The following is a 26878-nucleotide window of genomic DNA, read 5'->3' on the forward strand; positions in this document are numbered from 1 at the left end:
GGGAAATGACAGCAACGTGACACTGCGTCCGTTCGCGGCGTCTCATTGAAGATGGATGAGAAAACTCACGGGCCCGCGGTGACGCGATACAGCCCGATTTACTCGTCTCCGACAACCTCGAGCAGTTCATCACCAAAGCGTTCGAGCTTGCGCACACCCATACCCGGAATATCACGCAGTTCGTCGATCGATTCGGGACCGTTGCGGGCGATTTCCGCCAGCGTCGCATCGTGGAAGATCACATAGGCGGGTACGCCGTCGCTCTTTGCGGTTTCGGTGCGCCACAGGCGCAGACGCTCCCAACGGGACCGCTGGCGTGGACTCATGCCGAGCGTCGGATCCGCACGCTCGTTCGTGCGGCCTGACGACTGGCGCGTGCGCTGCGGCTTTACGTAGCGCCGCATCGTCACCTTCAGGTCGCCCTTGAGGACAGGCTTGCTTTCCTCGGTGAGCACGAGCGATCCGAAACCGTCGTGATCGACAGTCAGATAGCCGAACGCGACCAGTTGCCGGAAGATCGCGCGCCATTCCGCTTCGGAAAGCGACGCGCCGATACCGAACGTGGAAATCTTCTCGTGTCCGCGCTGCAGGATTTTCTCGGTGCGGTTGCCGCGCAGAATGTCGATCAGATGGCCGGCGCCGAAGTTGAAACCACTCGCCCGCTGCGCGCGGAATACGCACGACAGCGCCATCTGCGCCTCACGTGTGGCGTCCCACGTGGCAGGCGGCTCGAGACACGTGTCGCAGTTGCCGCACGGCTTGCTCTCTTCGCCGAAATACGCGAGGAGGCGCACACGGCGGCACGATGCGGTCTCACACAGGCCGAGCAGCGCATCGAGCTTGCCGGTCTGCACACGCTTGTGGGCTTCGTCGGCTTCCGATTCGTCGATCATCTTGCGCTGCTGGACGACGTCGCCGAGCCCGTAGGCCATCCACGCGTTCGCCGCCAGCCCGTCGCGACCCGCGCGGCCCGTTTCCTGGTAGTAGCCTTCGACGCTCTTGGGCAGGTCCAGATGCGCGACGAAGCGCACGTCCGGCTTGTCGATGCCCATGCCGAACGCAATCGTCGCGCACATCACGACACCTTCCTCACGCTGGAAGATTTCCTGATGCTGCTGGCGCACCTCGAATTCCATGCCCGCGTGATAGGGCAGCGCGCGCACGCCCTGCCCCTTCAGCCATTCGGCGGTCTCTTCCACCTTCCGGCGCGAGAGGCAGTAGACAACGCCAGCGTCGGTCGTGCCGTCCGCGCGAGTGTGCTCCGCGCGAATGAAATCGAGCAGTTGCGTGCGCGCGTTGTCCTTTTCGACGATGCGATAGCGGATATTCGGCCGATCGAAGCTCGACACGAAAACGCGCGCGTCGTCGAGCGCGAGCCGGTGCACGATCTCGTCGCGCGTGATGGCGTCGGCGGTTGCGGTGAGCGCGATGCGCGGCACGTCCGGAAACCGCTCGTGCAGCACCGAGAGCTGGATGTACTCGGGCCGGAAATCATGCCCCCATTGCGACACGCAATGCGCCTCATCAATCGCGAAGAGGCCGATGCGCGCACGTTCGAGCAGATCGAGAAAACGCGGCGTCATGAGACGCTCGGGCGCGACGTAAAGCAGGTCGATGTCGCCCTCGCGCAGCGCGCGTTCGGTGGCGGCCGCCTCGGCGCCGGTGAGCGTCGAGTTGAGGTATGCGGCGCGTACGCCGACTTCGGTGAGCGCCGCCACCTGGTCCTGCATCAATGCGATCAGCGGCGACACGACGATGCCGGCGCCTCGTCCGGCTTCATTACGTACAAGCGCGGGAATCTGATAGCAAAGCGATTTGCCACCGCCGGTGGGCATGAGCACCAGCGAATCGCCACCCGCGGCAACATGCTCGACGATCTCGGCTTGCTGTCCCCTGAAAGCGGGATAACCGAAGACTTCGTTGAGGATTTCGAGCGAGCGGGACATGAAGAGGCGGATCGAGGCTAAGGCAGTGCACCGGATTCTACCAACCCGGGACGCCTCTGCCCGCCGCTACCACCAATGTTGGCCATTCGGCCGATGAAATGCGCGCTGTGTGATGCGCGCACGATGCCGCGGGAATCGTGAAGATCAGCGCACGACGTTGTCGCCGCGACGCGCGAACAGAATGCTGCCGATGATCGCAACAAGCCCCAACGGAATGAACACGAGCGAGCCGATGGTGATCAACACGGCGCCGCCCTTGCGCTTGCCGGCGATCTGCATGATGAAGCCGATGATGATGAACGACCAGACGACGAGAAAGGTCGCGAAGAACCACGCGGCTTCCTGCACTCCGACGTGATGAAGCAAGTACGAAAAGATGCCGACCGACGCCAGCAGATTCAGGAACAACCCGAGTCCAACGACCTTCATGGTTACCGCCTCCAGATTCAGATAGACGCCGTCTGCCGCGTGCGGTGCAGCACTTGGATGGCGTGGCGCGCGTACGTTAGCACGGTCATTGTGCCGTGCGCGCCGATGTCCTGCGACGCGACGCCGCACATCCGCCAGCACGCCGTGCTTAGCCAATAAAAAAGGCCGTCCGGTCGAAACCGGACGGCCTTGTGACTATTTCAGCACCGGGCGGCTCACACCGCCCCCAATGCTTACTCGTCAGTCGTATGCGACTGCTGCGGCTGCTCTTCGGCGGCCGGGGTTTCCGGCGTACCGAAGTCGAACGCTTCTTCCGCTGCGATCTGGTCGAAACGCTCGCGATCCGACGATTCCTTCGCCTTGCGTGCCTTGTGGAACGCGAGACCCGTACCGGCCGGAATCAGACGGCCGACGATCACGTTTTCCTTCAGGCCACGCAGATCGTCGCGCTTGCCCATGATCGCCGCTTCGGTCAGCACGCGCGTCGTTTCCTGGAACGATGCCGCCGAGATGAACGAGTCGGTCGAGAGCGATGCCTTCGTGATACCGAGCAGCACGTTCTCGTACGTCGCCGGACGCTTGTCGTCCGCGTTCATCTTGTCGTTTTCGTCCAGCATGTCCGAACGCTCGACCTGCTCGCCCGGAATGAAGCGCGTATCACCGTTGTCGGTGATCTGCACACGGCGCAGCATCTGACGCACGATCACTTCGATGTGCTTGTCGTTGATCTTCACGCCTTGCAGACGGTACACGTCCTGCACTTCGTCCACGATGTAGCGCGACAGCGCCTCGATACCCTGCAGACGCAGGATGTCGTGCGGATCGGCCGGGCCGTCCACGATCATTTCGCCCTTGTTGACGACCTGACCGTCGTGGACCAGCACCTGCTTTTCCTTCGCGATCAGGAACTCGTGCTGATTGCCTTCGAGGTCCGTGATAACGAGACGCTGCTTGCCCTTCGTGTCCTTACCGAACGACACCGTACCCGTGACTTCCGCCAGGATACCTGCGTCCTTCGGCGAACGTGCTTCGAACAGTTCCGCCACACGCGGCAGACCACCGGTAATGTCACGCGTCTTCTGCGATTCGGTCGGGATACGTGCGAGCACTTCACCGACCTGCACTTGCTGACCGTCCTTCACGGTGATCAGTGCGCCGACCTGGAAGCCGATCTGCACCGAGTGCTCCGTGCCCGGGATCTTCACTTCGTCGCCGTTCGCGTCGAGCAGCTTCACCTGCGGACGCACGCTCTTCGCCGCTTGCGAACCACGGCGCTTCACGTCGATCACGACGAGGGTCGACAGACCCGTGACGTCGTCGATCTGCTTGGCCACGGTCACGCCTTCTTCGACGTTCTCGAACTTCACCGTGCCACCGTACTCGGTGATGATCGGACGCGTAAGCGGATCCCACGTCGCGAGCTGCGTGCCAGCCTTGATCTGCGCACCGTCGAGCTGCAGCAGCGTCGCGCCGTACGGCACCTTGTGACGCTCGCGCTCACGGCCGTGATCATCGGCGATGATCGCTTCGCCCGAACGCGTGATGACGATCTGCTCGCCCTTCGCGTTCGTGACGTAACGCATCGTTGCCGTGAAGCGCACGGTACCGTTCGACTTGGCTTCCACCGACGAAGCAACTGCCGCACGCGATGCCGCACCACCGATGTGGAACGTACGCATCGTGAGCTGCGTGCCCGGTTCGCCGATCGACTGCGCCGCGATCACGCCGACTGCTTCGCCGACGTTCACGCGCGAACCGCGGCCGAGGTCGCGGCCGTAGCACGAAGCGCACAGGCCATAACGCGTTTCGCAAGTAAGCGGCGTACGCACGCGGACTTCGTCGATGCCAAGGCTCTCGATTTCTTCCACTGCCGTTTCGTCGAGCAGCGAGCCCGCTTCGTACAGCGTTTCCTGCGATTCCGGATTGACGACGTCCGCCACCGCGACGCGGCCGAGAATACGGTCGCGCAGCGCTTCGACAACTTCACCGCCTTCGACGAGTGCCTTCATCGCCACGCCATTCGACGTGCCGCAATCTTCTTCGACGACCACGAGATCCTGCGTCACGTCGACGAGACGACGCGTCAGGTAACCCGAGTTCGCGGTCTTCAGTGCCGTATCAGCCAGACCCTTACGTGCACCGTGGGTCGAGATGAAGTACTGCAACACGTTCAGACCTTCGCGGAAGTTCGCGGTAATCGGCGTTTCGATAATCGAGCCGTCCGGCTTCGCCATCAGGCCGCGCATACCCGCCAGCTGACGGATCTGGACTGCGGAACCCCGCGCGCCCGAGTCGGCCATCATGTAGATCGAGTTGAACGATTCCTGACGCGTCTGGTTACCGTCGCGATCGACCACCGGCTCCGTCGAGAGCTGCTCCATCATCGCCTTGCCGACCGCTTCCGACGTCGCCGACCAGATGTCGACCACGTTGTTGTAGCGCTCTTGCGCGGTGACGAGACCCGACATGTACTGGCGGTCGTATTCCTTCACCTTCTTCGCGGCGTCGCCGACGATCGTTTCCTTCTGCGGCGGCACGAGCATGTCGTCCACGCAGATCGAAATACCGGCGCGCGTTGCGAGGCGGAAGCCCGACTGCATCAGCTGGTCAGCAAACACGACCGTCGCACGCAGACCGCACTTGCGGAACGCGGTGTTGATCAGACGCGAGATTTCCTTCTTCTTCAGCGGCTTGTTCAGCACCGAGAACGGCAGGCCCGGCGGCAGAATTTCCGAAAGAATCGAACGGCCAACGGTGGTCGCGTACAGCGTGATCTTCGGCACGAATGCCGGTGCGCCTTCCGACTTGTCCTCGTTGTGGACCATTTCGGTGATACGCACGTTCACGCGCGAGGCCAGCTCGACTTCCTTGTTCTCGTACGCGCGGATCGCTTCCGACACGCCCGTGAACGTCATGCCTTCGCCCTTGCCGTTGATCGCTTCACGCGTGGCGTAGTACAGGCCCAGCACGATATCCTGCGACGGCACGATCGACGGATCGCCGTTCGCCGGGAACAGGACGTTGTTCGACGCGAGCATGAGCGTGCGCGCTTCCATCTGCGCTTCGAGCGACAGCGGAACGTGGACAGCCATCTGGTCGCCGTCGAAGTCGGCGTTGAACGCCGCGCAAACGAGCGGGTGCAGCTGGATTGCCTTACCTTCGATCAGCACCGGCTCGAACGCCTGGATACCGAGACGGTGCAGCGTCGGCGCACGGTTCAGCATGACCGGATGCTCGCGGATCACCTCTTCGAGGATGTCCCACACCACCGGCGTCTGGTTCTCGACTTCCTTCTTCGCGGCCTTGATCGTGGTCGCGACGCCCATCGTCTCCAGCTTGTTGAAGATGAACGGCTTGAAGAGTTCGAGCGCCATCAGCTTCGGCAGACCGCACTGGTGCAGCTTCAGCGTCGGGCCCACCACGATGACCGAACGGCCCGAATAGTCCACACGCTTACCGAGCAGGTTCTGACGGAAACGACCGCCCTTACCCTTGATCATGTCGGCGAGCGACTTCAGCGGACGCTTGTTCGCGCCCGTCATCGCCTTACCGCGACGACCGTTGTCGAGCAGCGAGTCGACGGCTTCCTGGAGCATCCGCTTTTCGTTGCGGACGATGATCTCCGGTGCCTTCAGTTCGAGCAGGCGCTTCAGACGGTTGTTACGGTTGATGACGCGGCGATACAGGTCGTTCAGGTCCGACGTCGCGAAACGGCCGCCGTCGAGCGGCACGAGCGGACGCAGTTCCGGCGGCAGCACCGGCAGCACTTCGAGCACCATCCATTCGGGCTTGATGCCCGAACGCTGGAACGCTTCGAGGACCTTCAGGCGCTTCGCGTACTTCTTGATCTTCGCTTCGGAGCCGGTGTTCTTCAGCTCCGTGCGGAGCGTCTCGACCTGCTCGTCGATGTTGATCGCGCGCAGCAGCTCGCGCACGCCTTCCGCGCCCATCTCGGCGCGGAATTCGTCACCGTATTCCTCGACCTTATTGTAGTAATCCTCTTCGGTCATGATCTGACGCGCCTTCAGCGGCGTCATGCCCGGATCGATCACCACATATGCTTCGAAGTACAGCACGCGCTCGATGTCGCGCAGCGTCATGTCGAGCACCATGCCCAGACGCGACGGCAGCGACTTCAGGAACCAGATGTGCGCGACAGGCGAGGCCAGCTCGATGTGGCCCATGCGTTCGCGACGCACCTTGGCGAGCGTGACTTCAACGCCGCACTTCTCGCAGATCACGCCACGGTGCTTCAGGCGCTTGTACTTGCCGCACAGGCACTCGTAGTCCTTGATCGGCCCGAAGATCTTCGCGCAGAACAGACCATCCCGCTCCGGCTTGAACGTGCGGTAGTTGATCGTCTCCGGCTTCTTCACTTCACCGAACGACCACGAGCGGATCTTGTCCGGCGAGGCCAGACCGATCTTGATCGCGTCAAAAACTTCTTCTTGTTGGACTTGCTTGAATAGATCGAGCAGAGCTTTCATTGCTTTCTCTCCGTAGTCCGATTAGTTGCGGTCGAGGTCGATGTCGATGCCGAGCGAGCGGATTTCCTTCACCAGCACATTGAAGGATTCCGGCATGCCTGCGTCGATAACGTGGTCGCCCTTGACGAGGTTCTCGTACACCTTCGTCCGGCCCGTCACATCGTCCGACTTCACCGTCAACATTTCCTGCAGCACATACGAAGCGCCATACGCTTCGAGCGCCCACACTTCCATTTCACCGAAGCGCTGGCCACCGAACTGCGCCTTACCACCCAGCGGCTGCTGCGTGACGAGCGAGTACGGACCCGTCGAACGCGCGTGCATCTTGTCGTCGACCAGGTGGTGCAGCTTCAGGTAGTGCATGTAGCCCACGGTGACCGTGCGTTCGAACATCTCGCCCGTGCGGCCGTCGAAGAGACGCACCTGGTTCTTCGAAGGCGTCATGCCGAGGTTCTGCGCGATGTCGTCCGGATAGGCGAGATCGAGCATCTTCGACATTTCTTCTTCGGTCGCACCGTCAAACACCGGCGTTGCGAACGGCACACCTTCACGCAGATTCTTCGCGAGTTCGAAGATTTCGTCGTCCGAGAAGCTGTCCAGATCTTCCGGGTGACCCGACTCGTTGTAGATCTTCGTGAGGAACGCGCGCAGTTCAGCAGCCTTCGTCTGACGCTGCAGCATTTCGCCGATACGCCAGCCGAGGCCCTTCGCGGCCCAGCCGAGGTGCACTTCGAGAACCTGACCCACGTTCATCCGTGACGGCACGCCGAGCGGGTTCAGCACGACGTCGGCCGGACGGCCGTCGGCCATGTACGGCATGTCTTCGATCGGAACGATCTTCGACACGACACCCTTGTTACCGTGACGGCCTGCCATCTTGTCGCCAGGCTGGAGACGGCGCTTCACCGCGAGGTACACCTTGACCATCTTCAGCACGCCCGGCGGCAGTTCGTCGCCTTGCGTGAGCTTCTTGCGCTTTTCTTCGAACGCGAGGTCGAACTGGTGACGCTTCTCTTCGATCGAGTTCTTGATCGCTTCGAGCTGGGCCGCTGCTTCTTCGTCCGCGAGGCGGATGTCGAACCAGTGGTAGTGGTCGAGGTCGGCCAGGTAAGCCTGTTCGATCTTCGTGCCCTTCACGAGCTTCTTCGGACCGCCGTTCGCAACCTTGCCTTCGAGCATACGTGCGAGACGCTGGAACGCGTCGCCTTCCACGATGCGCAGCTGGTCGTTCAGGTCGAGGCGATAACGCTTCAGTTCATCGTCGATGATCTGTTGCGCACGCTTGTCACGCGTGATGCCTTCGCGCGTGAACACTTGCACGTCGATGACCGTGCCGCTCATGCCCGACGGCACGCGCAGCGACGTGTCCTTCACGTCCGAAGCCTTCTCACCGAAGATCGCGCGCAGCAGCTTCTCTTCCGGCGTGAGCTGGGTTTCGCCCTTCGGCGTGACCTTGCCCACGAGCACGTCGCCCGCTTCGACTTCCGCGCCGATGTACACGATGCCCGACTCGTCGAGACGGCCAAGCTGCACTTCCGCGAGGTTCGAAATGTCGCGCGTGATTTCTTCCGGTCCGAGCTTCGTGTCGCGAGCAACAACGTTCAACTCTTCGATGTGGATCGACGTGTAACGATCGTCGGCCACGACTTTTTCCGAGATCAGGATCGAGTCTTCGAAGTTGTAGCCGTTCCACGGCATGAACGCGATCAGCATGTTCTGGCCGAGCGCGAGCTCGCCCAGATCGGTCGATGCGCCGTCAGCCAGCACGTCGCCACGCGCAACCTTGTCGCCCATCTTCACGATCGGACGCTGGTTGATGTTCGTGTTCTGGTTCGAACGCGTGTACTTGATCAGGTTGTAGATGTCGACACCGACTTCACCTGCGACCGCTTCGTCGTCGTTCACACGAATCACGATACGGCCCGCGTCGACGTAGTCCACCACGCCGCCACGCAGCGCCTGAACCGTCGTACCCGAGTCGACCGCCACCGTGCGCTCGATACCCGTACCGACGACCGGCTTTTCCGGACGCAGACACGGCACAGCCTGACGCTGCATGTTCGAGCCCATCAATGCGCGGTTTGCGTCGTCGTGCTCAAGGAACGGAATCAGCGAAGCTGCAACCGACACGATCTGCGACGGCGCCACGTCCATGTACTGGATGCGGTCCGGCGTGACCATCAGCGTTTCACCCGCTTCACGCGACGACACGAGTTCGTCGGTCAGCGTGCCGTCTTCGGCCACTGCCGCGTTCGCCTGAGCGATCACGTAACGGCCTTCTTCGATCGCCGACAGGTAGTCGATCTGGTCGGTCACCTTGCCGTCCGCAACCTTGCGGTACGGCGTTTCGAGGAAGCCGTACTCGTTCAGGTGCGCATACAGCGCGAGCGAGTTGATCAGACCAATGTTCGGACCTTCCGGCGTCTCAATCGGGCACACGCGACCGTAGTGGGTCGGGTGCACGTCGCGGACTTCGAAGCCTGCGCGCTCACGCGTCAGACCGCCCGGGCCCAGTGCGGAAACACGACGCTTGTGCGTGATTTCCGAGAGCGGGTTGGTCTGGTCCATGAACTGCGACAGCTGCGACGAACCGAAGAACTCGCGAATAGCCGACGAAATCGGCTTCGAGTTGATCAGGTCGTGCGGCATCAGGTTTTCGCTTTCGGCCTGGCCGAGGCGTTCCTTCACCGCGCGCTCGACACGCACGAGGCCTGCGCGGAACTGGTTTTCAGCCAGTTCACCCACGCAACGCACACGACGGTTGCCGAGGTGGTCGATGTCGTCCACTTCGCCCTTGCCGTTACGCAGCTCGACGAGGATCTTGATGGTCGCGAGGATGTCGTCGTCCTGCAGCGTCATCGGGCCGACGATTTCATCACGGCCGACGCGGCGATTGAACTTCATACGACCCACCTTCGAGAGGTCGTACGCTTCTTCGCTGTAGAAGAGACGATTGAACAGCGCCTCGACCGCTTCTTCGGTCGGCGGCTCGCCCGGACGCATCATGCGGTAGATCGCGATGCGTGCGGCCATCTTGTCGGCGGTTTCGTCGATACGCAGCGTCGAGGAGATGTACGGACCCTGGTCCAGATCGTTCGTGTAGAGCGTCTGGATATCCTTGATCTTCGACTCGCGCAGCTTTTCGAGCACCGTTTCGGTGATTTCGTCGTTCGCGTTCGCGATGACTTCACCGGTGTCGCCGTCGACAACGTTCTTCGCAAGCACGCGGCCGAGCAGATAATCTTCGGGAACCGAAATAAACGTCGTCTTCGCGGTTTCGAGATCGCGGATGTGCTTTGCGTTGATCCGCTTGTCCTTCTGGACGATCACCTTGCCATCGCGGTCCGAAATGTCGAAGCGCGCGACTTCACCACGCAGACGCTCCGGCACGAACTCCATCTGCGCGCCTTCCGGCATCAGCGAGAAGTTGTCGAACACGAAGAAATTCGCGAGGATCTGTTCCGGCGTGAGGCCGATTGCCTTCAGCAGAATCGTGACCGGCATCTTGCGGCGACGGTCGACGCGGAAATACAGCACGTCCTTCGGGTCGAATTCGAAGTCGAGCCACGAGCCGCGGTAAGGAATGATACGAGCCGAGAAGAGCAGCTTGCCCGAGCTGTGCGTCTTGCCCTTGTCGTGTTCGAAGAACACGCCAGGCGAGCGGTGCAGCTGCGAGACGATGACACGCTCCGTGCCGTTGATGACGAACGAGCCGGTCGGCGTCATGAGCGGAATTTCGCCCATGTACACTTCCTGCTCCTTCACTTCCTTGACGACCGGCTTGCTCGGCGACTCCTTGTCGAGCAGGACAAGACGCACCTTGGCGCGCAGCGCCGAGCAGTACGTCAGGCCGCGCTGCTGGCATTCCTTGATGTTGAATGCCGGCGACGACAGCATGTAGCTGACGAACTCGAGACGAGCAAAGCCGTTATGGGAAACAATGGGAAAAACCGACGTAAACGCAGCCTGCAGACCTTCCGGTTTGCGTTGCGCCGTCGCCGTTTCTGCTTGCAGAAACGTGCTGAATGATTCAAGCTGGGTAGCCAGCAGGAAAGGAACTTGGTGAACGATGGGGCGTTTCGCGAAACTCTTGCGAATACGCTTCTTCTCGGTGAAGGAATATTGCATACGATCTCCGAATCACGGCGGGTAGGACGACCCGAGTGTTCACCGACTGAGACCCGATGGCTTCGCGAGCCTTGGAAGCTTGGTGGTTGGCCTCTACCAACCGCTGGCTGACGGCAGCGGATTTGGGCTTGTCATAACTTGCCCGCTGCCCGACCAAACTTGCCTTCTGCAGTCGCATCAGAAGACAAAGAGAATCGCCGTTCGACAGTTGCGAAAGACGGTTTTCTTTGGCTTCTGGGTTCTGCATTCACGCCTCCGATCCTGAAAAATCGAGCATACAAACGCAGTTCCCACAAAGCACAAAAAGGCCGGCGGTGTAAAAACCGCCAGCCTTCGCACAGCGCGCTGAAACTTACTTGATTTCAGCCTTCGCGCCGGCTTCTTCCAGCTTCTTCTTGGCTTCTTCAGCAGCAGCCTTGGGCACAGCTTCCTTAACAGGCTTCGGTGCACCGTCGACCAGGTCCTTCGCTTCCTTCAGGCCGAGACCCGTCAGTTCGCGAACGGCCTTAATGACCGACACCTTGTTTGCGCCTGCTTCGAGCAGGTTGACCGTGAATTCGGTCTGCTCTTCAGCAGCAGCAGCAGCGCCGCCGCCTGCCGGGCCAGCGACTGCAACAGCAGCTGCCGACACGCCAAACTTCTCTTCGAACGCCTTGACCAGTTCGTTCAGTTCAAGAACCGACATCGAGCCAACGGCTTCGAGGATGTCTTCTTTTGCGATTGCCATTTGAAATTACTCCAGATTTGAATTCGGAAACAGCTAGCGATTCTTCCCGCTTGCCCGTTCGTCTGTCTGCGGCTTAGGCTGCGATTAAGCAGCTTCGGCTTGCTTCTTTTCCGCCAGCGCGGCCAGAGCGCGCGCCATACCGGAAACAGGAGCTTGCATAACGAACAGCAGCTTCGAGAGCAGTTCTTCGCGGCTCGGGATGCTGGCCAGCGCTTGCACGCCTGCCTTGTCCATCACCTTGCCTTCGTAGGAACCGGCCTTAATGACCAACTTGTCATTGCCCTTGGCGAAGTCATTGACGACCTTCGCGGCAGCAATGGCATCTTCCGAGATGCCGTAGATCAGGGGACCAGTCATCTGCTCTGCCAGCGAAGCAAACGGCGTACCTTCGACGGCGCGACGCGCCAGCGTGTTCTTCAACACGCGCAGATACACCTGTTGCTCCCGCGCTTTCGCGCGCAGCTTGGTCAGATCGCCAACCGCGATTCCACGATACTCGGCCAGCACCATGGTCTGAGCCGTCGCGACTTGCGCGGAGACTTCAGCCACGACGGCCTGCTTACCTTCTTTGTTCAGTGGCACGGTTAACCTCCAGATTCGACACCCAACGCTTTCACGCCAGATGCCGCGTTCAACAACGGCGACCGACCAGTCCGGAGTAACTCAGCTTGCGTTCGAGGACGTTGCCGCCCACTCCCGCTCACTACAGCACTTCAAAACCTTTTCGGGTTCGCCATCTGCGTTGGCTTTACATTAAGGAAGCACCCAACTGCTGCACTCCCGCCAACGGTCTTTGACAACCGGTCATGCAATGCAGACTGCCACCGCACGACCGCCCAAAGCCCTTTAAATCCGCGCTGCCACTGTTTCCAGTCTCAGCGCGGCAAAACTATTACGCTGCGAGCGACGTCTGGTCGACGCGTACGCCAACACCCATCGTGCTCGACACAGCGACCTTGCGCAGGTACACGCCCTTGCTCGTCGCCGGCTTCGCCTTCTGCAGCGCGTCGAGGAGCGCGTCGAGGTTGGAGCGCAGCGCGGTCGCCTCAAACGATGCACGGCCGATGGTCGCGTGGATGATACCAGCCTTGTCGACACGGAACTGCACCTGACCAGCCTTCGCGTTTTTGACCGCGGTGGCGACGTCCGGCGTCACGGTGCCGACCTTCGGGTTCGGCATCAGGCCGCGCGGGCCAAGAATCTGACCGAGCGTACCGACGACACGCATCGTGTCCGGCGAAGCGATCACGATGTCGAAATTCAGGTTGCCACCCTTGATCTGCTCGGCGAGGTCTTCCATGCCGACGATCTCAGCGCCAGCTGCCTTAGCCTGCTCAGCCTTTTCACCTTGCGCGAACACGGCAACGCGAACCGACTTGCCGGTACCTGCGGGCAGCACGACCGAACCACGAACGACCTGGTCCGACTTCTTCGCATCGATGCCGAGTTGGACAGCGACGTCGATCGACTCGTCGAACTTCGCCGTTGCGCATTCCTTCACGAGCGACAGTGCGTCGGCGATCGGGTACAGCTTCTGGCTGTCGACCTTGGCGGCCAGTGCCTTTTGACGCTTGGAAACCTTAGCCATTTACACGCCCTCCACGATGATGCCCATCGAACGGGCGCTACCAGCGATCGTGCGGACCGCTGCGTCCATATCCGCTGCCGTAAGGTCCGGCATCTTGGTCTTGGCGATTTCTTCAGCCTGAGCGCGCGTGATCGTGGCGACCTTGTCCGTGTGCGGCGTGGCCGAACCCTTGTCGACCTTCGCTGCCTTCTTGATCAGGACCGTAGCCGGCGGCGTCTTCAGGATGAACGTGAAGCTCTTGTCCGCGAATGCCGTAATGACCACCGGCACCGGCAGACCCGGTTCCATGGCTTGAGTCTGCGCGTTGAACGCCTTGCAGAACTCCATGATGTTCAGGCCGCGCTGGCCCAGTGCCGGACCGACCGGCGGCGACGGGTTGGCTTTACCTGCAGGAATCTGCAGCTTGATAAAGCCGATGATTTTCTTTGCCATGTTGAAAACCTCATTGGAACGCGTGAGCGTTCAGGTGAGTGGTAACGCGCGCTCGCCCGGCGTACTGCAGCTGCTGGACTACTGGCGCTCCTCTACGGCCATAACGCGGACCGTAAGCGCGAAAGAACGAACCGCGCCCGAGAGCGCGATTCGTTGGAATTCGATTTACAGCTTCTCGACCTGGCCGAATTCGAGTTCGACCGGGGTAGCACGACCGAAAATAGTGACGGAAACCCGGACGCGCGATTTTTCGTAGTTCACTTCTTCGACGCTGCCATTGAAGTCTGTAAACGGACCTTCCTTCACACGAACCATCTCGCCGACTTCGAACAGGGTCTTGGGACGCGGCTTCTCAACGCCTTCCTGCATCTGCGACATGATCTTTTCGACTTCGCGCGGCGAAATCGGGCTCGGCCGATTACGCGCACCGCCGACGAAACCGGTCACCTTCGCCGTGTTCTTCACGAGGTGCCACGTTTCGTCCGTCATTTCCATCTCAACCAGGACGTAGCCCGGGAAGAAACGACGTTCAGTCACTGATTTGTGACCACCCTTCACCTCGACGACTTCTTCAGTCGGGACGAGGATCTGGCCAAACTTATCCTGCATGCCAGCACGCTCGATGCGCTCCTGAAGCGCACGTTGCACGCTCTTCTCCATACCGGAGTAGGCGTGCACCACATACCAACGTTTTCCGCTCGGGGATGCCGGTGTATCGCTCATATCATTTCCAACCCAGAATCGCCGAGAAAATCACCCACTCAACGGATTTGTCGCAAACCCAGAGGAAGATGGCCATTACCAGCACAAAACCGAAGACCACCAGCGTCGTCTGCGTGGCCTCTTTACGAGTCGGCCAAACGACCTTGCGAACTTCCTTGTACGAGTCTTTGGCAAACGCGATGAAGCTCTTGCCGGGCGCCGAGAGAAGACCGACTACCACCCCCGCGATGACACCGACTGCAAGTGCCGCACCGCGGATATACCACTCCTGGCTACCGAGCCAGTAGAACCCTACGAAGCCGGCCACCACCAACAATACGCCACCCACAAGCATGAGCTTGTCGCTGGAAGTATTAACCGTTTCGACGGAAGGATTCGCCATAACACCTTAAAGAACAACGCGACTTAGCGCGATGAGTTGGCAGGGGCAGAGGGAATCGAACCCCCAACCTTCGGTTTTGGAGACCGACGCTCTGCCAGTTGAGCTATACCCCTAAACCATTTGGGGTTGGCGGCATCGCCAACCCCGAAAACTACAGATCAACGAGAACTAGCTGGCTTACTCGATGATCTTGGCAACGACACCGGCGCCGACGGTACGGCCACCTTCGCGGATTGCGAAGCGCAGACCTTCTTCCATCGCGATCGGAGCGATCAGCTTCACCGTGATCGACACGTTGTCGCCCGGCATGACCATTTCCTTGTCCTTCGGCAGCTCGATCGAGCCCGTCACGTCCGTCGTACGGAAGTAGAACTGCGGACGGTAGTTGTTGAAGAACGGCGTGTGACGGCCGCCTTCGTCCTTGCTCAGCACGTACACTTCAGCCGTGAAGTGCGTGTGCGGCGTGATCGAACCCGGCTTGGCCAGAACCTGGCCACGCTCCACGTCTTCACGCTTCGTGCCGCGCAGCAGGATACCAACGTTGTCGCCTGCCTGACCCTGGTCGAGCAGCTTGCGGAACATTTCCACGCCCGTGCAGGTCGTCTTCACCGTCGGCTTGATACCGACGATTTCGATTTCCTCGCCGACCTTGACGATGCCACGCTCAACGCGCCCCGTCACCACCGTGCCACGACCCGAGATCGAGAACACGTCTTCCACCGGCATCAGGAACGCGCCGTCAACTGCACGCTCCGGCGTCGGGATGTACGTGTCGAGTGCGTCGGCCAGGTTCATGATCGCCACTTCGCCCAGCTCGCCCTTGTCGCCTTCGAGCGCCAGCTTGGCCGAACCCTTGATGATCGGGGTGTCGTCGCCCGGGAAGTCGTACTTCGACAGAAGTTCGCGCACTTCCATTTCGACGAGCTCGAGCAGCTCGGCGTCGTCCACCATGTCGCACTTGTTCAGGAACACGATGATGTACGGCACGCCAACCTGACGGGCCAGCAGGATGTGCTCACGCGTCTGCGGCATCGGGCCGTCAGCGGCCGAGCACACCAGGATTGCGCCGTCCATCTGCGCCGCGCCCGTGATCATGTTCTTCACATAGTCAGCGTGGCCCGGGCAGTCGACGTGTGCGTAGTGGCGGTTAGCCGTTTCGTACTCGACGTGCGCGGTGTTGATGGTAATGCCACGTGCCTTTTCTTCCGGCGCTGCGTCGATCTGGTCGTACGCCTTCGCCTCGCCGCCGAACTTGGCGGTCAGAACCGTCGTGATCGCTGCCGTCAGCGTGGTCTTGCCGTGGTCAACGTGACCGATCGTGCCCACGTTCACGTGCGGCTTGGTCCGCTCAAACTTACCCTTGGCCATTTTCGACTCCTAAGAGGATTTATCCGTACGTTGCGCGGGGCGCGCAAACAATCACTGGTCTTGCTGGTACAGCTTCTGATACCAACTGGTGCCCATGGGCAGGATCGAACTGCCGACCTCTCCCTTACCAAGGGAGTGCTCTACCACTGAGCCACATGGGCATTTACTTCCGCACTTGCGTCTGCTTCGCTGGAGCGGGTGAAGGGAATCGAACCCTCGTCGTAAGCTTGGAAGGCTTCTGCTCTACCATTGAGCTACACCCGCAACGATTGCCGATTCCCAACAATTTCCGACGCTCAACTTCAGCTGAATTCTGGTGGAGGAGGTTGGATTCGAACCAACGTAGGCGTAAGCCAACAGATTTACAGTCTGCCCCCTTTAGCCACTCGGGCACCCCTCCGCAGAGAACTGATGATTATGGTAGAACATCCGGAAAGTGTCAAGCACTTTGCACGGAGCCGACCTTACAGCCCTCTCACTTATAGTGAAGCGGAAAAGCAAAAACCCCGGCTTTTTAGGGCCGGGGTTCTGCTTTGTAAGGAGCCTGACGATTACCTACTTTCACACGGGTAATCCGCACTATCATCGGCGTGGAGTTGTTTCACGGTCCTGTTCGGGATGGGAAGGGGTGGGACCAACTCGCTATGGTCATCAGGCATGACGGGTTGCTGCGTCGCATTTAGGGTGCGCCACAGCCAATCGGGAAGAAGCGTAAAGAGTGTGTGTTGCTGAATTGGGGTTGTGTTGTTTCAGGCACAACACGTGATCTCAACCTGTACGCGCTTCTCTCCATCGGGGGAGGGAGGCATACCTGTTATAGGATCAAGCCTTACGGGCAATTAGTATCAGTTAGCTTAACGCATTACTGCGCTTCCACACCTGACCTATCAACGTCCTGGTCTCGAACGACCCTTCAAGGGGATCAAGTCCCCGGGGAAGTCTCATCTTGAGGCGAGTTTCCCGCTTAGATGCTTTCAGCGGTTATCTCTTCCGAACATAGCTACCCGGCGATGCGACTGGCGTCACAACCGGTACACCAGAGGTTCGTCCACTCCGGTCCTCTCGTACTAGGAGCAGGCCCCCTCAAACTTCCAGCGCCCACGGCAGATAGGGACCAAACTGTCTCACGACGTTTTAAACCCAGCTCACGTACCTCTTTAAATGGCGAACAGCCATACCCTTGGGACCGGCTACAGCCCCAGGATGAGATGAGCCGACATCGAGGTGCCAAACACCGCCGTCGATATGAACTCTTGGGCGGTATCAGCCTGTTATCCCCAGAGTACCTTTTATCCGTTGAGCGATGGCCCTTCCATACAGAACCACCGGATCACTATGACCTGCTTTCGCACCTGCTCGACTTGTCAGTCTCGCAGTCAAGCACGCTTATGCCATTGCACTATCAGCACGATTTCCGACCGTACCTAGCGTACCTTCGTACTCCTCCGTTACCCTTTGGGAGGAGACCGCCCCAGTCAAACTGCCTACCATGCACTGTCCCCGATCCGGATCACGGACCAAGGTTAGAACCTCAAACAGATCAGGGTGGTATTTCAAGGACGGCTCCACGGAAACTAGCGTTCCCGCTTCACAGCCTCCCACCTATCCTACACAAACCGGTTCAAAGTCCAATGCAAAGCTACAGTAAAGGTTCATGGGGTCTTTCCGTCTAGCCGCGGGGAGATTGCATCATCACAAACACTTCAACTTCGCTGAGTCTCGGGAGGAGACAGTGTGGCCATCGTTACGCCATTCGTGCAGGTCGGAACTTACCCGACAAGGAATTTCGCTACCTTAGGACCGTTATAGTTACGGCCGCCGTTTACCGGGACTTCAATCAAGAGCTTGCACCCCATCATTTAATCTTCCGGCACCGGGCAGGCGTCACACCCTATACGTCCACTTTCGTGTTTGCAGAGTGCTGTGTTTTTATTAAACAGTCGCAGCCACCAGTTTATTGCAACCCCTTCACCCTTCTGGCGCAGGCCAGTCAAGCTACAGGGGCGTACCTTATCCCGAAGTTACGGTACCAATTTGCCGAGTTCCTTCTCCCGAGTTCTCTCAAGCGCCTTAGAATACTCATCTCGCCCACCTGTGTCGGTTTGCGGTACGGTCACTGTTGAACTGAAGCTTAGAGGCTTTTCTTGGAACCACTTCCAGTTGCTTCTCCACCTAAGTGGATGGCCTCACACCCTTGAATTCCGCGCCCGGATTTGCCAAAGCGCCTTCTCCAATGCAAGGACCGGGACTTCCAACACCCGGACAACCTTCCGCGATCCGTCCCCCCATCGCATTCAACAATGGTGCAGGAATATTGACCTGCTTCCCATCAGCTACGCATTTCTGCCTCGCCTTAGGGGCCGACTCACCCTACGCCGATGAACGTTGCGTAGGAAACCTTGGGCTTACGGCGAGGGGGCCTTTCACCCCCTTTATCGCTACTCATGTCAGCATTCGCACTTCCGATACCTCCAGCACACCTTACAGTGCACCTTCGCAGGCTTACGGAACGCTCTCCTACCATGCGAGACTAGCTCGCATCCGCAGCTTCGGTATATTGCTTAGCCCCGTTACATCTTCCGCGCAGGACGACTCGATCAGTGAGCTATTACGCTTTCTTTAAAGGGTGGCTGCTTCTAAGCCAACCTCCTGACTGTTTTAGCCTTCCCACTTCGTTTCCCACTTAGCAATATTTAGGGACCTTAGCTGGCGGTCTGGGTTGTTTCCCTCTTGACACCGGACGTTAGCACCCGATGTCTGTCTCCCGTGATTGCACTCTTCGGTATTCGGAGTTTGCTATGGCGAAGTAATCCGCAATGGACCCTTCAACCATGACAGTGCTCTACCCCCGAAGGTGATACACGAGGCACTACCTAAATAGTTTTCGGAGAGAACCAGCTATTTCCAGGTTTGTTTAGCCTTTCACCCCTATCCACAGCTCATCCCCTAACTTTTCAACGTTAGTGGGTTCGGTCCTCCAGCACGTGTTACCGTGCCTTCAACCTGGCCATGGATAGATCACCTGGTTTCGGGTCTACACCCAGCGACTGGACGCCCTGTTCGGACTCGCTTTCGCTACGCCTGCCCTATTCGGTTAAGCTCGCCACTGAATGTAAGTCGCTGACCCATTATACAAAAGGTACGCCGTCACCCCTTGCGAGGCTCCGACTGTTTGTATGCATGCGGTTTCAGGATCTATTTCACTCCCCTCCCGGGGTTCTTTTCGCCTTTCCCTCACGGTACTGGTTCACTATCGGTCGATCACGAGTATTTAGCCTTGGAGGATGGTCCCCCCATCTTCAGACAGGATTTCACGTGTCCCGCCCTACTTGTCGTACACCTAGTTCTTCCAATCTGTTTTCGCCTACGGGGCTATCACCCGCTATGGCCGCACTTTCCAGAGCGTTCGGCTAACAGTTCAGATAAAGAGTACAGGCTCTTCCCATTTCGCTCGCCACTACTTTGGGAATCTCGGTTGATTTCTTTTCCTGCGGTTACTTAGATGTTTCAGTTCACCGCGTTCGCTTCACGTAGCCTATGTATTCAGCTACGGATACTCCATAAGGAGTGGGTTTCCCCATTCGGACATCTCCGGATCAAAGCTTGTTTGCCAGCTCCCCGGAGCTTTTCGCAGGCTACCGCGTCCTTCATCGCCTGTGATCGCCAAGGCATCCACCACATGCACTTGTTCGCTTGACCCTATAACGGGTATGTCTCTTCGCAGTTTCCCGCGTTGATCACACTCGCTACAGGTTGAGTTTTAGCGTTGTGCCGTATTCCAAAGCCCTCTTTCGAGGAACTTAAAAATACATCGATACAATCACAACCCTGATTCACCTACTCCACACCCATCTCTAAGTGTGTTTTGGATGAATCTCTTTACTACTTCTTCCTGATTGTTAAAGAACGACAGCCGATATGGTTTTTACTCACATCGCCCTGACTGGCTCAATCGCCAATGCTAAATATCCGGTGTGTACCGGACACTGAGCATTGAGGATTGGTGGAGGATGACGGGATCGAACCGACGACCCCCTGCTTGCAAAGCAGGTGCTCTCCCAGCTGAGCTAATCCCCCAGTCATACATACTCGAGGGATCCGCTTTCGCCTTATGCAGACAAAGTGGTGGGTCTGGATGGATTCGAACCATCGACCCCCGCCTTATCAAGACGGTGCTCTAACCGACTGAGCTACAGACCCCTGAGTCTGTCTTCTTTACAGCCGACAAGTGTGAGCGCTTCAACGCGCTGAAGCGATGAGCTCTGGAAAGGAGGTGATCCAGCCGCACCTTCCGATACGGCTACCTTGTTACGACTTCACCCCAGTCATGAATCCTGCCGTGGTGACCGTCCTCCTTGCGGTTAGACTAGCCACTTCTGGCAAAACCCACTCCCATGGTGTGACGGGCGGTGTGTACAAGACCCGGGAACGTATTCACCGCGGCATGCTGATCCGCGATTACTAGCGATTCCAGCTTCACGCAGTCGAGTTGCAGACTGCGATCCGGACTACGATCGGTTTTCTGGGATTGGCTCCACCTCGCGGCTTGGCAACCCTCTGTTCCGACCATTGTATGACGTGTGAAGCCCTACCCATAAGGGCCATGAGGACTTGACGTCATCCCCACCTTCCTCCGGTTTGTCACCGGCAGTCTCCCTGGAGTGCTCTTGCGTAGCAACTAGGGACAAGGGTTGCGCTCGTTGCGGGACTTAACCCAACATCTCACGACACGAGCTGACGACAGCCATGCAGCACCTGTGTTACGGCTCCCTTTCGGGCACTCCCGCCTCTCAGCAGGATTCCGTACATGTCAAGGGTAGGTAAGGTTTTTCGCGTTGCATCGAATTAATCCACATCATCCACCGCTTGTGCGGGTCCCCGTCAATTCCTTTGAGTTTTAATCTTGCGACCGTACTCCCCAGGCGGTCAACTTCACGCGTTAGCTACGTTACCAAGCCAATGAAGGCCCGACAACCAGTTGACATCGTTTAGGGCGTGGACTACCAGGGTATCTAATCCTGTTTGCTCCCCACGCTTTCGTGCATGAGCGTCAGTATTGACCCAGGGGGCTGCCTTCGCCATCGGTATTCCTCCACATCTCTACGCATTTCACTGCTACACGTGGAATTCTACCCCCCTCTGCCATACTCGAGCGATGCAGTCACCAATGCAGTTCCCAGGTTAAGCCCGGGGATTTCACATCGGTCTTACATCACCGCCTGCGCACGCTTTACGCCCAGTAATTCCGATTAACGCTTGCACCCTACGTATTACCGCGGCTGCTGGCACGTAGTTAGCCGGTGCTTATTCTTCCGGTACCGTCATCCCCCCGAGGTATTAGCTCAGGGGATTTCTTCCCGGACAAAAGTGCTTTACAACCCGAAGGCCTTCTTCACACACGCGGCATTGCTGGATCAGGGTTGCCCCCATTGTCCAAAATTCCCCACTGCTGCCTCCCGTAGGAGTCTGGGCCGTGTCTCAGTCCCAGTGTGGCTGGTCGTCCTCTCAGACCAGCTACGGATCGTCGCCTTGGTAGGCCTTTACCCCACCAACTAGCTAATCCGCCATCGGCCACCCCAATAGCGCGAGGTCTTGCGATCCCCCGCTTTCATCCATAGATCGTATGCGGTATTAATCCGGCTTTCGCCGGGCTATCCCCCACTACTGGACATGTTCCGATGTATTACTCACCCGTTCGCCACTCGCCACCAGACCGAAGTCCGTGCTGCCGTTCGACTTGCATGTGTAAGGCATGCCGCCAGCGTTCAATCTGAGCCAGGATCAAACTCTTCAGTTCAATACCTGTTACTTGTTTCTGTCCCTCTCGGGACAGGTCGCTCACTCAAAGCTGACAGGTTCTGAATAAATTCAAAAACCTGACTTACTTTAGTGTGAGACTCTTGATACTTTCGCTACTCCCATCCCGCTCCGAAGAACCGGATGAGCCGCGTCAGCACATCAAGCGCCCACACTTATCGGCTGTAAATTTTTAAAGATCGTTCGCGAAAGCGCCGTTAAACCACTCACTACCCGGCGTTTCCTGCGTCGCTGCGTCAGCAGCAGAGAAACGAGATTATGAAGAATCTTTTTCGCTTCGTCAACAGTTTTTTTCGCGCTACCGCTGCGTCACCGTCGACTCCCGCGCCCGCCGGTTTCCGCGGCGGACCCCGCTGCCAGCACGCCTGAACCACTGCGGCTGAACTGCGAAGGGGGCGAATCTTACCGCCCCTACCCGCCACCGCGCAAGGGGGGTGCAGAGAAAAATTTTCTATTTACTTCCCGTAAGCGCCGACAGTGGCACAGCCTCCGCCATCGCCGCATACCCAGCATCGCTCGGATGGATGTGATCGCCGCTGTCGTACTCGCGGCGCAATCGCACCGGATCGGCGGAATCGCGCAGTGCCGCGTCGAAATCAGCGACATCGTCGAATGCCCGACTGGTCCGAATCCATTTATTGACCGCCTCACGGATTGCCTCGCGGTCCAGAGGCAACGACGCAGGAGTCAGCGTCGCCCCAACAATACGCACGCCGTCCGCATGCGCCAGCGCAATCACCCGCCGGTATCCCGCAATGAGGTCTTCGGCATCCACGCGCGTATGCGGCATGTCGCAGTCGAGTCCCGCTCGCGCCGGCATCGCCTGGAAATTGATGTCATTGATGCCGATCAGCAGCACAACGGTCTTCACGCCCGGGTGACGCAACGCGTCGCGCTCGAAGCGCCGCTCGAGCGCCGTACCGTAGCAGGGAGAGTCGCTCAGCAAGCGGTTGCCGCTAATTCCCAGATCGATCACCGCCAAGTCCTGCCGCTGCTCGCGCGCAAGGCGCCGCGCCAACGCATCCGGCCAGCGGCGGTTCTGATTGAGCGACGAACGCATTCCGTCAGTGATCGAATCGCCGATCGCAGCCACGGTCGATGCGTTCGAGGCATCGACCGCGAGTCCCGTCACCCAGGCATATTGCGTGAAACGCTGCGAAAAGGCCGTGGGTGAGGGATCGGCGACATGGTCGCCCGGTTGCGACACGAAATTGATCTGGCTCGCCACTCGATGCCAAACCGCCATCCTCTGTTCGCGCCCTATATAAGAACTGATCGAGTACGGCACACCGGCGCGCAGTTCGATCTCCACCGGATCGCTGTCCAGTTCCCCACCCGGCGGCACCGATACACCCGGTCTGCCACCGAACGTCACGCGCGCCACCGCAGCGCTCGTCGCAGCGCCGCCCGCTGACGGCGCGATCCCCATCGACTCGATGACAAGTGGCTCACGCCCGTATTCGTTGCTGACGCGAATCCTCACAATCCGCCCACCCAGCGTGGGATAGACAATCTGACGGACAGTCCGGCCCGCAATCTCGGGCGCACGGTAGAGCGGTGGCGGGTCGGCAAGTTGGGGAATGGATTGCAGCGCCGTCGCCCAACTCGTCACCCACGAATTCGGCCGCTGATCGGCATGGGCCGGTAAGCCAGCGCCGAGCGAAACCAGAAGCGCGGTGCCAGCCACAACGCTGGAAGGGGAGATTTTCATCCGGTAGGAGGTGCGGGAGCAAAGTACCCATTGTGCCCGATGCCAGTGCCCCTCCCGCCCGACGGCAGCACGTCAGAGCGCCGCCTCGAAGCCTCAGCCCTATACCACTGGCGATTTACTCACGATTAGCTAAAACTCAAAAAAACACTCGATCGCCTGCATCATTTTTTTGCGCAAGCGCAAAAATTCATTGACCGACCGGTCGGTTGATTTATACTCCGCACACACCCAACATCGACGAGAGCGTCCGCTATGTACACGCAATCCCTCGACATCCCCGGCAACGTCGCCCCGCTCGACGCCGATGCGGCATCGCCTGAGCAGGCGCAGTTCGACGCCGTTATGGCCGCCGACGGCAAGATCGAGCCGCAAGACTGGATGCCCGAAGCCTATCGCAAGACGCTCGTGCGTCAGATCTCGCAGCACGCGCATTCGGAAGTAGTCGGCATGCTGCCCGAAGGCAACTGGATCTCGCGCGCGCCCAGCCTCAAGCGCAAGGCGATCCTGCTCGCCAAAGTGCAGGACGAAGCCGGTCACGGCCTCTATCTCTATAGCGCAGTGGAAACGCTCGGCGTTTCGCGCGACCAGCTGATCGACGCCCTCCATGCCGGCAAGGCCAAGTATTCGAGCATCTTCAATTACCCGACGCCCACCTGGGCGGACGTCGGCGTGATCGGCTGGCTGGTCGACGGCGCGGCGATCATGAACCAGATCCCGCTGTGCCGCTGCACTTATGGTCCGTACGCGCGCGCCATGGTCCGCATCTGCAAGGAAGAGTCGTTCCACCAGCGCCAGGGCTTCGACGCTCTGCTCGCGATGATGCAAGGTACCGACGCCCAGCGCGAACTCGTACAGCAATCCGTGGACCGCTGGTGGTGGCCGGTGCTGATGATGTTCGGCCCGAGCGATGCCGATTCGGTCCACAGCAACCAGTCCGCCAAATGGGGGATCAAGCGCATCTCGAACGACGACCTGCGCCAGAAGTTCGTCGACGCAACCGTCGAACAGGCGAAGGTGCTGGGCGTCACGCTGCCCGATCCGGACCTGAAGTGGAATGAGGCTCGCGGTCACTACGATTACGGCACGATCGACTGGGAAGAATTCTGGCGCGTCGTGAACGGCGACGGCCCGTGCAACCGCGAGCGCCTTGGCACGCGCGTGAAGGCGCACAACGAAGGTGCCTGGGTGCGTGATGCCGCGCTCGCCCACGCGGAAAAGCAGCGTCAGCGTGCGCAGAAACACGCCGCGTAATTCAACAGCAACCCACTCGCGAGGGTCCGTGGCAAGGGCGATGTAACGCCGACCACGGTCGACAGCGGTGGATGTGGCCGGAGTACGCGCTAAAGCGCCAACGCCGGTCGACCGCGATGCATGGGACCGGACTAAGCGCTAAAGCGCCAACTCCGGTCGACCGCGATGCATGGGACCGGAGTAAGCGCTAAAGCGCCAACTCCGGTCGACACACGAAGGAGATATCGATGAACAAAGAATGGCCGATCTGGGAAGTGTTCGTGCGCAGCAAGCAGGGCCTCGACCACAAGCATTGCGGCAGCCTGCACGCCGCCGACGCATCGATGGCGCTGCGCATGGCGCGCGACGTCTACACGCGCCGCCAGGAAGGCGTGAGCATCTGGGTGGTGCCGTCGTCGGCGATCACGGCGTCGGATCCGAGCGAGAAGGCTGAGCTCTTCGAGCCGGCCGGCGACAAAATCTATCGCCATCCGACGTTCTACACGCTGCCCGACGAAGTCAACCACATGTAAGAGCACCAAGATGACGACGCCCACGCCCGAACATCTCGCGTACGTGCTGCGCCTCGCCGATACGGCGCTGATCCTTGGTCAGCGCAACTCGGAATGGTGCGGTCACGGTCCGGTCCTCGAAGAGGACATCGCCCTCGCCAACATGAGCCTCGATCTCATCGGCCAGGCGCGCCTCCTCTACACGCACGCCGCGGCGCTCGAAAAGGCGCTCAACGGCCGCGAGCGCACCGAAGACGACTACGCCTATTTCCGCGCCGAGCGCGAGTTCGCGAACTACACGCTCGCCGAACTGCCGCACTTTGGCCCGTTCGCCGGCACGACGCATTCGTCGATGGACTATGCCGTGACGATCGTGCGCAACTTCCTCTATGCGTCGCTGATGGCGCATCTGTGGACGGCCCTGCTGCGTTCCAGCGATCCGCAACTCGCTGCGATCGCCGAACGCTCGATCAAGGAAACGCGCTATCACGTGCATCACGCGCGTGAATGGCTGATCCGCTTCGGCGACGGTACGGACGAATCGCACCGCCGCGCGCAGGACGCACTCGACTGGCTGATGCCGTACACCCGCGAGTTCTTCAGCACCGATGCCGTGGAAACGAGCGTCGCAGAAGCAGGCATCGCGCCGCTCGTCGCGCAACTCGAAGCCGCGTGGCGCGCCGACGTGGAAGAAGCGCTCGGTGAAGCGACGCTGACGCTGCCGGCCCCGGTCAAGCACGTCACGACCGGCAAGCTCGGTGAGCATTCGGAACACATGGGCTTCGTGCTCGCCGAAATGCAGAGCCTCGCACGCCAGCATCCGGGCGCGCACTGGTAAGTCCGCGAGTCATGCTTCAAGAGGAAGTCACGATGCAAGCGATGGTAGACGAGGCGCTCGAGCGCGCCTGGGCGGTGCTGGAATCGGTGCCCGATCCGGAAATTCCGGTCGTGTCGATCCGCGAGCTCGGCATCCTGCGCGACGTGCGTCGCGCAGCCGACGGCCAGATCGAAGTGGTCATCACGCCCACGTATTCCGGCTGCCCGGCGATGTCGCAGATCGCGGAGGACGTCGCGCATGCGCTCGACGTCGCCCAACTCGCACCGTACCGCATCGCGACGACCCTCACGCCCGCCTGGACGACTGACTGGATCACCGACGAAGCGCGCGAAAAACTGCGCGCCTACGGCATCGCGCCGCCCACAGGCAACTGTGGCAGCGGCACGCATGCCGCGGTTCAGCCGGTCAACTTCATGCCAAAGCCGCTGCCCGCGCCTGCCTGCCCGCATTGCGGCTCGCAGCACACCGAACGCCTCGCGCAGTTCGGCTCGACCGCGTGCAAGGCGCTTTACCGCTGCATCGACTGCCGCGAACCCTTCGACTACTTCAAACCGTACTGA

General features: G+C 59.7%; 16 protein-coding genes, 6 tRNA genes and 3 rRNA genes. 4 read left to right on the top strand and 21 right to left on the bottom strand.

All coding sequences use genetic code 11. The annotated features are described in order from the left end of the window. Positions 1–98: 98 nt before the first annotated feature. From recQ to L0U80_RS14050, 21 genes are all read right to left on the bottom strand, one after another. A complete protein-coding gene (gene recQ / locus L0U80_RS13950) occupies positions 99–1946 on the bottom strand; it encodes a DNA helicase RecQ (protein WP_233864973.1) in 1848 nt (615 codons plus the stop codon). 144 nt (positions 1947–2090) lie between these two features. Then, a complete protein-coding gene (locus L0U80_RS13955; RefSeq protein ID WP_233864975.1) occupies positions 2091–2375 on the bottom strand; it encodes a hypothetical protein in 285 nt (94 codons plus the stop codon). A gap of 233 nt (positions 2376–2608) precedes the next feature. Further along, positions 2609–6862 (bottom strand): DNA-directed RNA polymerase subunit beta', encoded by a 4254-nt coding sequence (gene rpoC / locus L0U80_RS13960; RefSeq protein ID WP_233864977.1) that lies wholly within the window; start codon positions 6860–6862, stop codon positions 2609–2611. 21 nt (positions 6863–6883) lie between these two features. After that, positions 6884–10990 carry a DNA-directed RNA polymerase subunit beta gene (gene rpoB, locus L0U80_RS13965; protein WP_233864979.1) on the bottom strand — a complete coding sequence of 1369 codons (4107 nt, stop codon included), beginning with the start codon at positions 10988–10990 and terminating at the stop codon, positions 6884–6886. A 352-nt stretch (positions 10991–11342) separates the two neighbouring features. After that, positions 11343–11717 carry a 50S ribosomal protein L7/L12 gene (gene rplL / locus L0U80_RS13970; RefSeq protein WP_027821097.1) on the bottom strand — a complete coding sequence of 125 codons (375 nt, stop codon included), beginning with the start codon at positions 11715–11717 and terminating at the stop codon, positions 11343–11345. A gap of 84 nt (positions 11718–11801) precedes the next feature. Beyond that, positions 11802–12299 carry a 50S ribosomal protein L10 gene (rplJ, locus tag L0U80_RS13975; protein ID WP_124154018.1) on the bottom strand — a complete coding sequence of 166 codons (498 nt, stop codon included), beginning with the start codon at positions 12297–12299 and terminating at the stop codon, positions 11802–11804. 310 nt (positions 12300–12609) lie between these two features. Continuing rightward, entirely contained in the window at positions 12610–13305 is a 696-nt protein-coding gene (gene rplA / locus L0U80_RS13980; RefSeq protein WP_233864980.1) for a 50S ribosomal protein L1, read from the bottom strand. Beyond that, positions 13306–13737, bottom strand: a complete 432-nt coding sequence (gene rplK, locus L0U80_RS13985; RefSeq protein ID WP_233864981.1) for a 50S ribosomal protein L11 — start codon at positions 13735–13737, stop codon at positions 13306–13308. Positions 13738–13902: 165 nt separating this feature from the next. Beyond that, positions 13903–14460: a transcription termination/antitermination protein NusG gene (gene nusG, locus L0U80_RS13990; protein WP_028208939.1), complete on the bottom strand. Its 558-nt coding sequence runs from the start codon at positions 14458–14460 to the stop codon at positions 13903–13905. Between the two features lies 1 nt (position 14461). Beyond that, positions 14462–14842 carry a preprotein translocase subunit SecE gene (gene secE / locus L0U80_RS13995; protein WP_233864982.1) on the bottom strand — a complete coding sequence of 127 codons (381 nt, stop codon included), beginning with the start codon at positions 14840–14842 and terminating at the stop codon, positions 14462–14464. A 37-nt stretch (positions 14843–14879) separates the two neighbouring features. Then, positions 14880–14955 (bottom strand) — tRNA-Trp (locus L0U80_RS14000). A gap of 64 nt (positions 14956–15019) precedes the next feature. Then, the gene (tuf, locus tag L0U80_RS14005) at positions 15020–16210 is read right to left on the bottom strand and encodes an elongation factor Tu (RefSeq protein WP_028371383.1); all 1191 of its coding nucleotides are present in this window, start codon (positions 16208–16210) and stop codon (positions 15020–15022) included. An 86-nt stretch (positions 16211–16296) separates the two neighbouring features. Next, a tRNA-Thr gene (locus L0U80_RS14010) sits at positions 16297–16371 on the bottom strand. A 29-nt stretch (positions 16372–16400) separates the two neighbouring features. Further along, a tRNA-Gly gene (locus L0U80_RS14015) sits at positions 16401–16474 on the bottom strand. A 50-nt stretch (positions 16475–16524) separates the two neighbouring features. After that, positions 16525–16610: transfer RNA gene (locus tag L0U80_RS14020), tRNA-Tyr, on the bottom strand. Positions 16611–16752: 142 nt separating this feature from the next. Continuing rightward, a 5S ribosomal RNA gene (gene rrf, locus L0U80_RS14025) occupies positions 16753–16866 on the bottom strand. Positions 16867–17028: 162 nt separating this feature from the next. Further along, positions 17029–19909, bottom strand: a 23S ribosomal RNA gene (locus tag L0U80_RS14030). A gap of 302 nt (positions 19910–20211) precedes the next feature. Next, positions 20212–20287: transfer RNA gene (locus L0U80_RS14035), tRNA-Ala, on the bottom strand. A gap of 46 nt (positions 20288–20333) precedes the next feature. Further along, positions 20334–20410, bottom strand: a tRNA-Ile gene (locus L0U80_RS14040). Positions 20411–20476: 66 nt separating this feature from the next. Further along, positions 20477–22007, bottom strand: a 16S ribosomal RNA gene (locus L0U80_RS14045). The 16S, 23S and 5S rRNA genes sit together here with 5 tRNA genes alongside, the layout of an rRNA operon. 471 nt (positions 22008–22478) lie before the next feature. Beyond that, complete coding sequence (locus tag L0U80_RS14050; RefSeq protein ID WP_233864983.1) at positions 22479–23738, bottom strand: SGNH/GDSL hydrolase family protein; 1260 nt, start codon at positions 23736–23738, stop codon at positions 22479–22481. Positions 23739–23990: 252 nt separating this feature from the next. Between L0U80_RS14050 and paaA the strand changes: the two genes are divergently transcribed. The 4 genes from paaA to paaD all read left to right on the top strand — a co-directional run bounded on the left by paaA (position 23991) and on the right by paaD (position 26878). Next, the gene (gene paaA, locus L0U80_RS14055; protein WP_233864985.1) at positions 23991–24989 is read left to right on the top strand and encodes a 1,2-phenylacetyl-CoA epoxidase subunit PaaA; all 999 of its coding nucleotides are present in this window, start codon (positions 23991–23993) and stop codon (positions 24987–24989) included. Between the two features lie 227 nt (positions 24990–25216). Next, positions 25217–25501 carry a 1,2-phenylacetyl-CoA epoxidase subunit PaaB gene (paaB, locus tag L0U80_RS14060; protein ID WP_027788585.1) on the top strand — a complete coding sequence of 95 codons (285 nt, stop codon included), beginning with the start codon at positions 25217–25219 and terminating at the stop codon, positions 25499–25501. 10 nt (positions 25502–25511) lie between these two features. Further along, positions 25512–26318: a 1,2-phenylacetyl-CoA epoxidase subunit PaaC gene (paaC, locus tag L0U80_RS14065; RefSeq protein ID WP_233864987.1), complete on the top strand. Its 807-nt coding sequence runs from the start codon at positions 25512–25514 to the stop codon at positions 26316–26318. Between the two features lie 32 nt (positions 26319–26350). Continuing rightward, positions 26351–26878 (top strand): 1,2-phenylacetyl-CoA epoxidase subunit PaaD, encoded by a 528-nt coding sequence (gene paaD / locus L0U80_RS14070; protein WP_233864990.1) that lies wholly within the window; start codon positions 26351–26353, stop codon positions 26876–26878.

This window comes from Paraburkholderia adhaesiva (assembly GCF_021390575.1).
Taxonomy (GTDB): domain Bacteria; phylum Pseudomonadota; class Gammaproteobacteria; order Burkholderiales; family Burkholderiaceae; genus Paraburkholderia; species Paraburkholderia adhaesiva.

What these genes read in the sequence shown, in the direction of transcription:
- L0U80_RS14050 (WP_233864983.1), bottom strand. Translation starts at nt 23,738, where the DNA reads ATGAAAATCTCCCCTTCCAGCGTTGTGGCTGGCACCGCGCTTCTGGTT.
- rplL (WP_027821097.1), bottom strand. Translation starts at nt 11,717, where the DNA reads ATGGCAATCGCAAAAGAAGACATCCTCGAAGCCGTTGGCTCGATGTCG.
- paaD (WP_233864990.1), top strand. Translation starts at nt 26,351, where the DNA reads ATGCAAGCGATGGTAGACGAGGCGCTCGAGCGCGCCTGGGCGGTGCTG.
- rplK (WP_233864981.1), bottom strand. Translation starts at nt 13,737, where the DNA reads ATGGCAAAGAAAATCATCGGCTTTATCAAGCTGCAGATTCCTGCAGGT.
- paaB (WP_027788585.1), top strand. Translation starts at nt 25,217, where the DNA reads ATGAACAAAGAATGGCCGATCTGGGAAGTGTTCGTGCGCAGCAAGCAG.
- nusG (WP_028208939.1), bottom strand. Translation starts at nt 14,460, where the DNA reads ATGAGCGATACACCGGCATCCCCGAGCGGAAAACGTTGGTATGTGGTG.
- rpoB (WP_233864979.1), bottom strand. Translation starts at nt 10,990, where the DNA reads ATGCAATATTCCTTCACCGAGAAGAAGCGTATTCGCAAGAGTTTCGCG.
- tuf (WP_028371383.1), bottom strand. Translation starts at nt 16,210, where the DNA reads ATGGCCAAGGGTAAGTTTGAGCGGACCAAGCCGCACGTGAACGTGGGC.
- rpoC (WP_233864977.1), bottom strand. Translation starts at nt 6,862, where the DNA reads ATGAAAGCTCTGCTCGATCTATTCAAGCAAGTCCAACAAGAAGAAGTT.
- L0U80_RS13955 (WP_233864975.1), bottom strand. Translation starts at nt 2,375, where the DNA reads ATGAAGGTCGTTGGACTCGGGTTGTTCCTGAATCTGCTGGCGTCGGTC.
- recQ (WP_233864973.1), bottom strand. Translation starts at nt 1,946, where the DNA reads ATGTCCCGCTCGCTCGAAATCCTCAACGAAGTCTTCGGTTATCCCGCT.
- secE (WP_233864982.1), bottom strand. Translation starts at nt 14,842, where the DNA reads ATGGCGAATCCTTCCGTCGAAACGGTTAATACTTCCAGCGACAAGCTC.
- paaA (WP_233864985.1), top strand. Translation starts at nt 23,991, where the DNA reads ATGTACACGCAATCCCTCGACATCCCCGGCAACGTCGCCCCGCTCGAC.
- rplA (WP_233864980.1), bottom strand. Translation starts at nt 13,305, where the DNA reads ATGGCTAAGGTTTCCAAGCGTCAAAAGGCACTGGCCGCCAAGGTCGAC.
- paaC (WP_233864987.1), top strand. Translation starts at nt 25,512, where the DNA reads ATGACGACGCCCACGCCCGAACATCTCGCGTACGTGCTGCGCCTCGCC.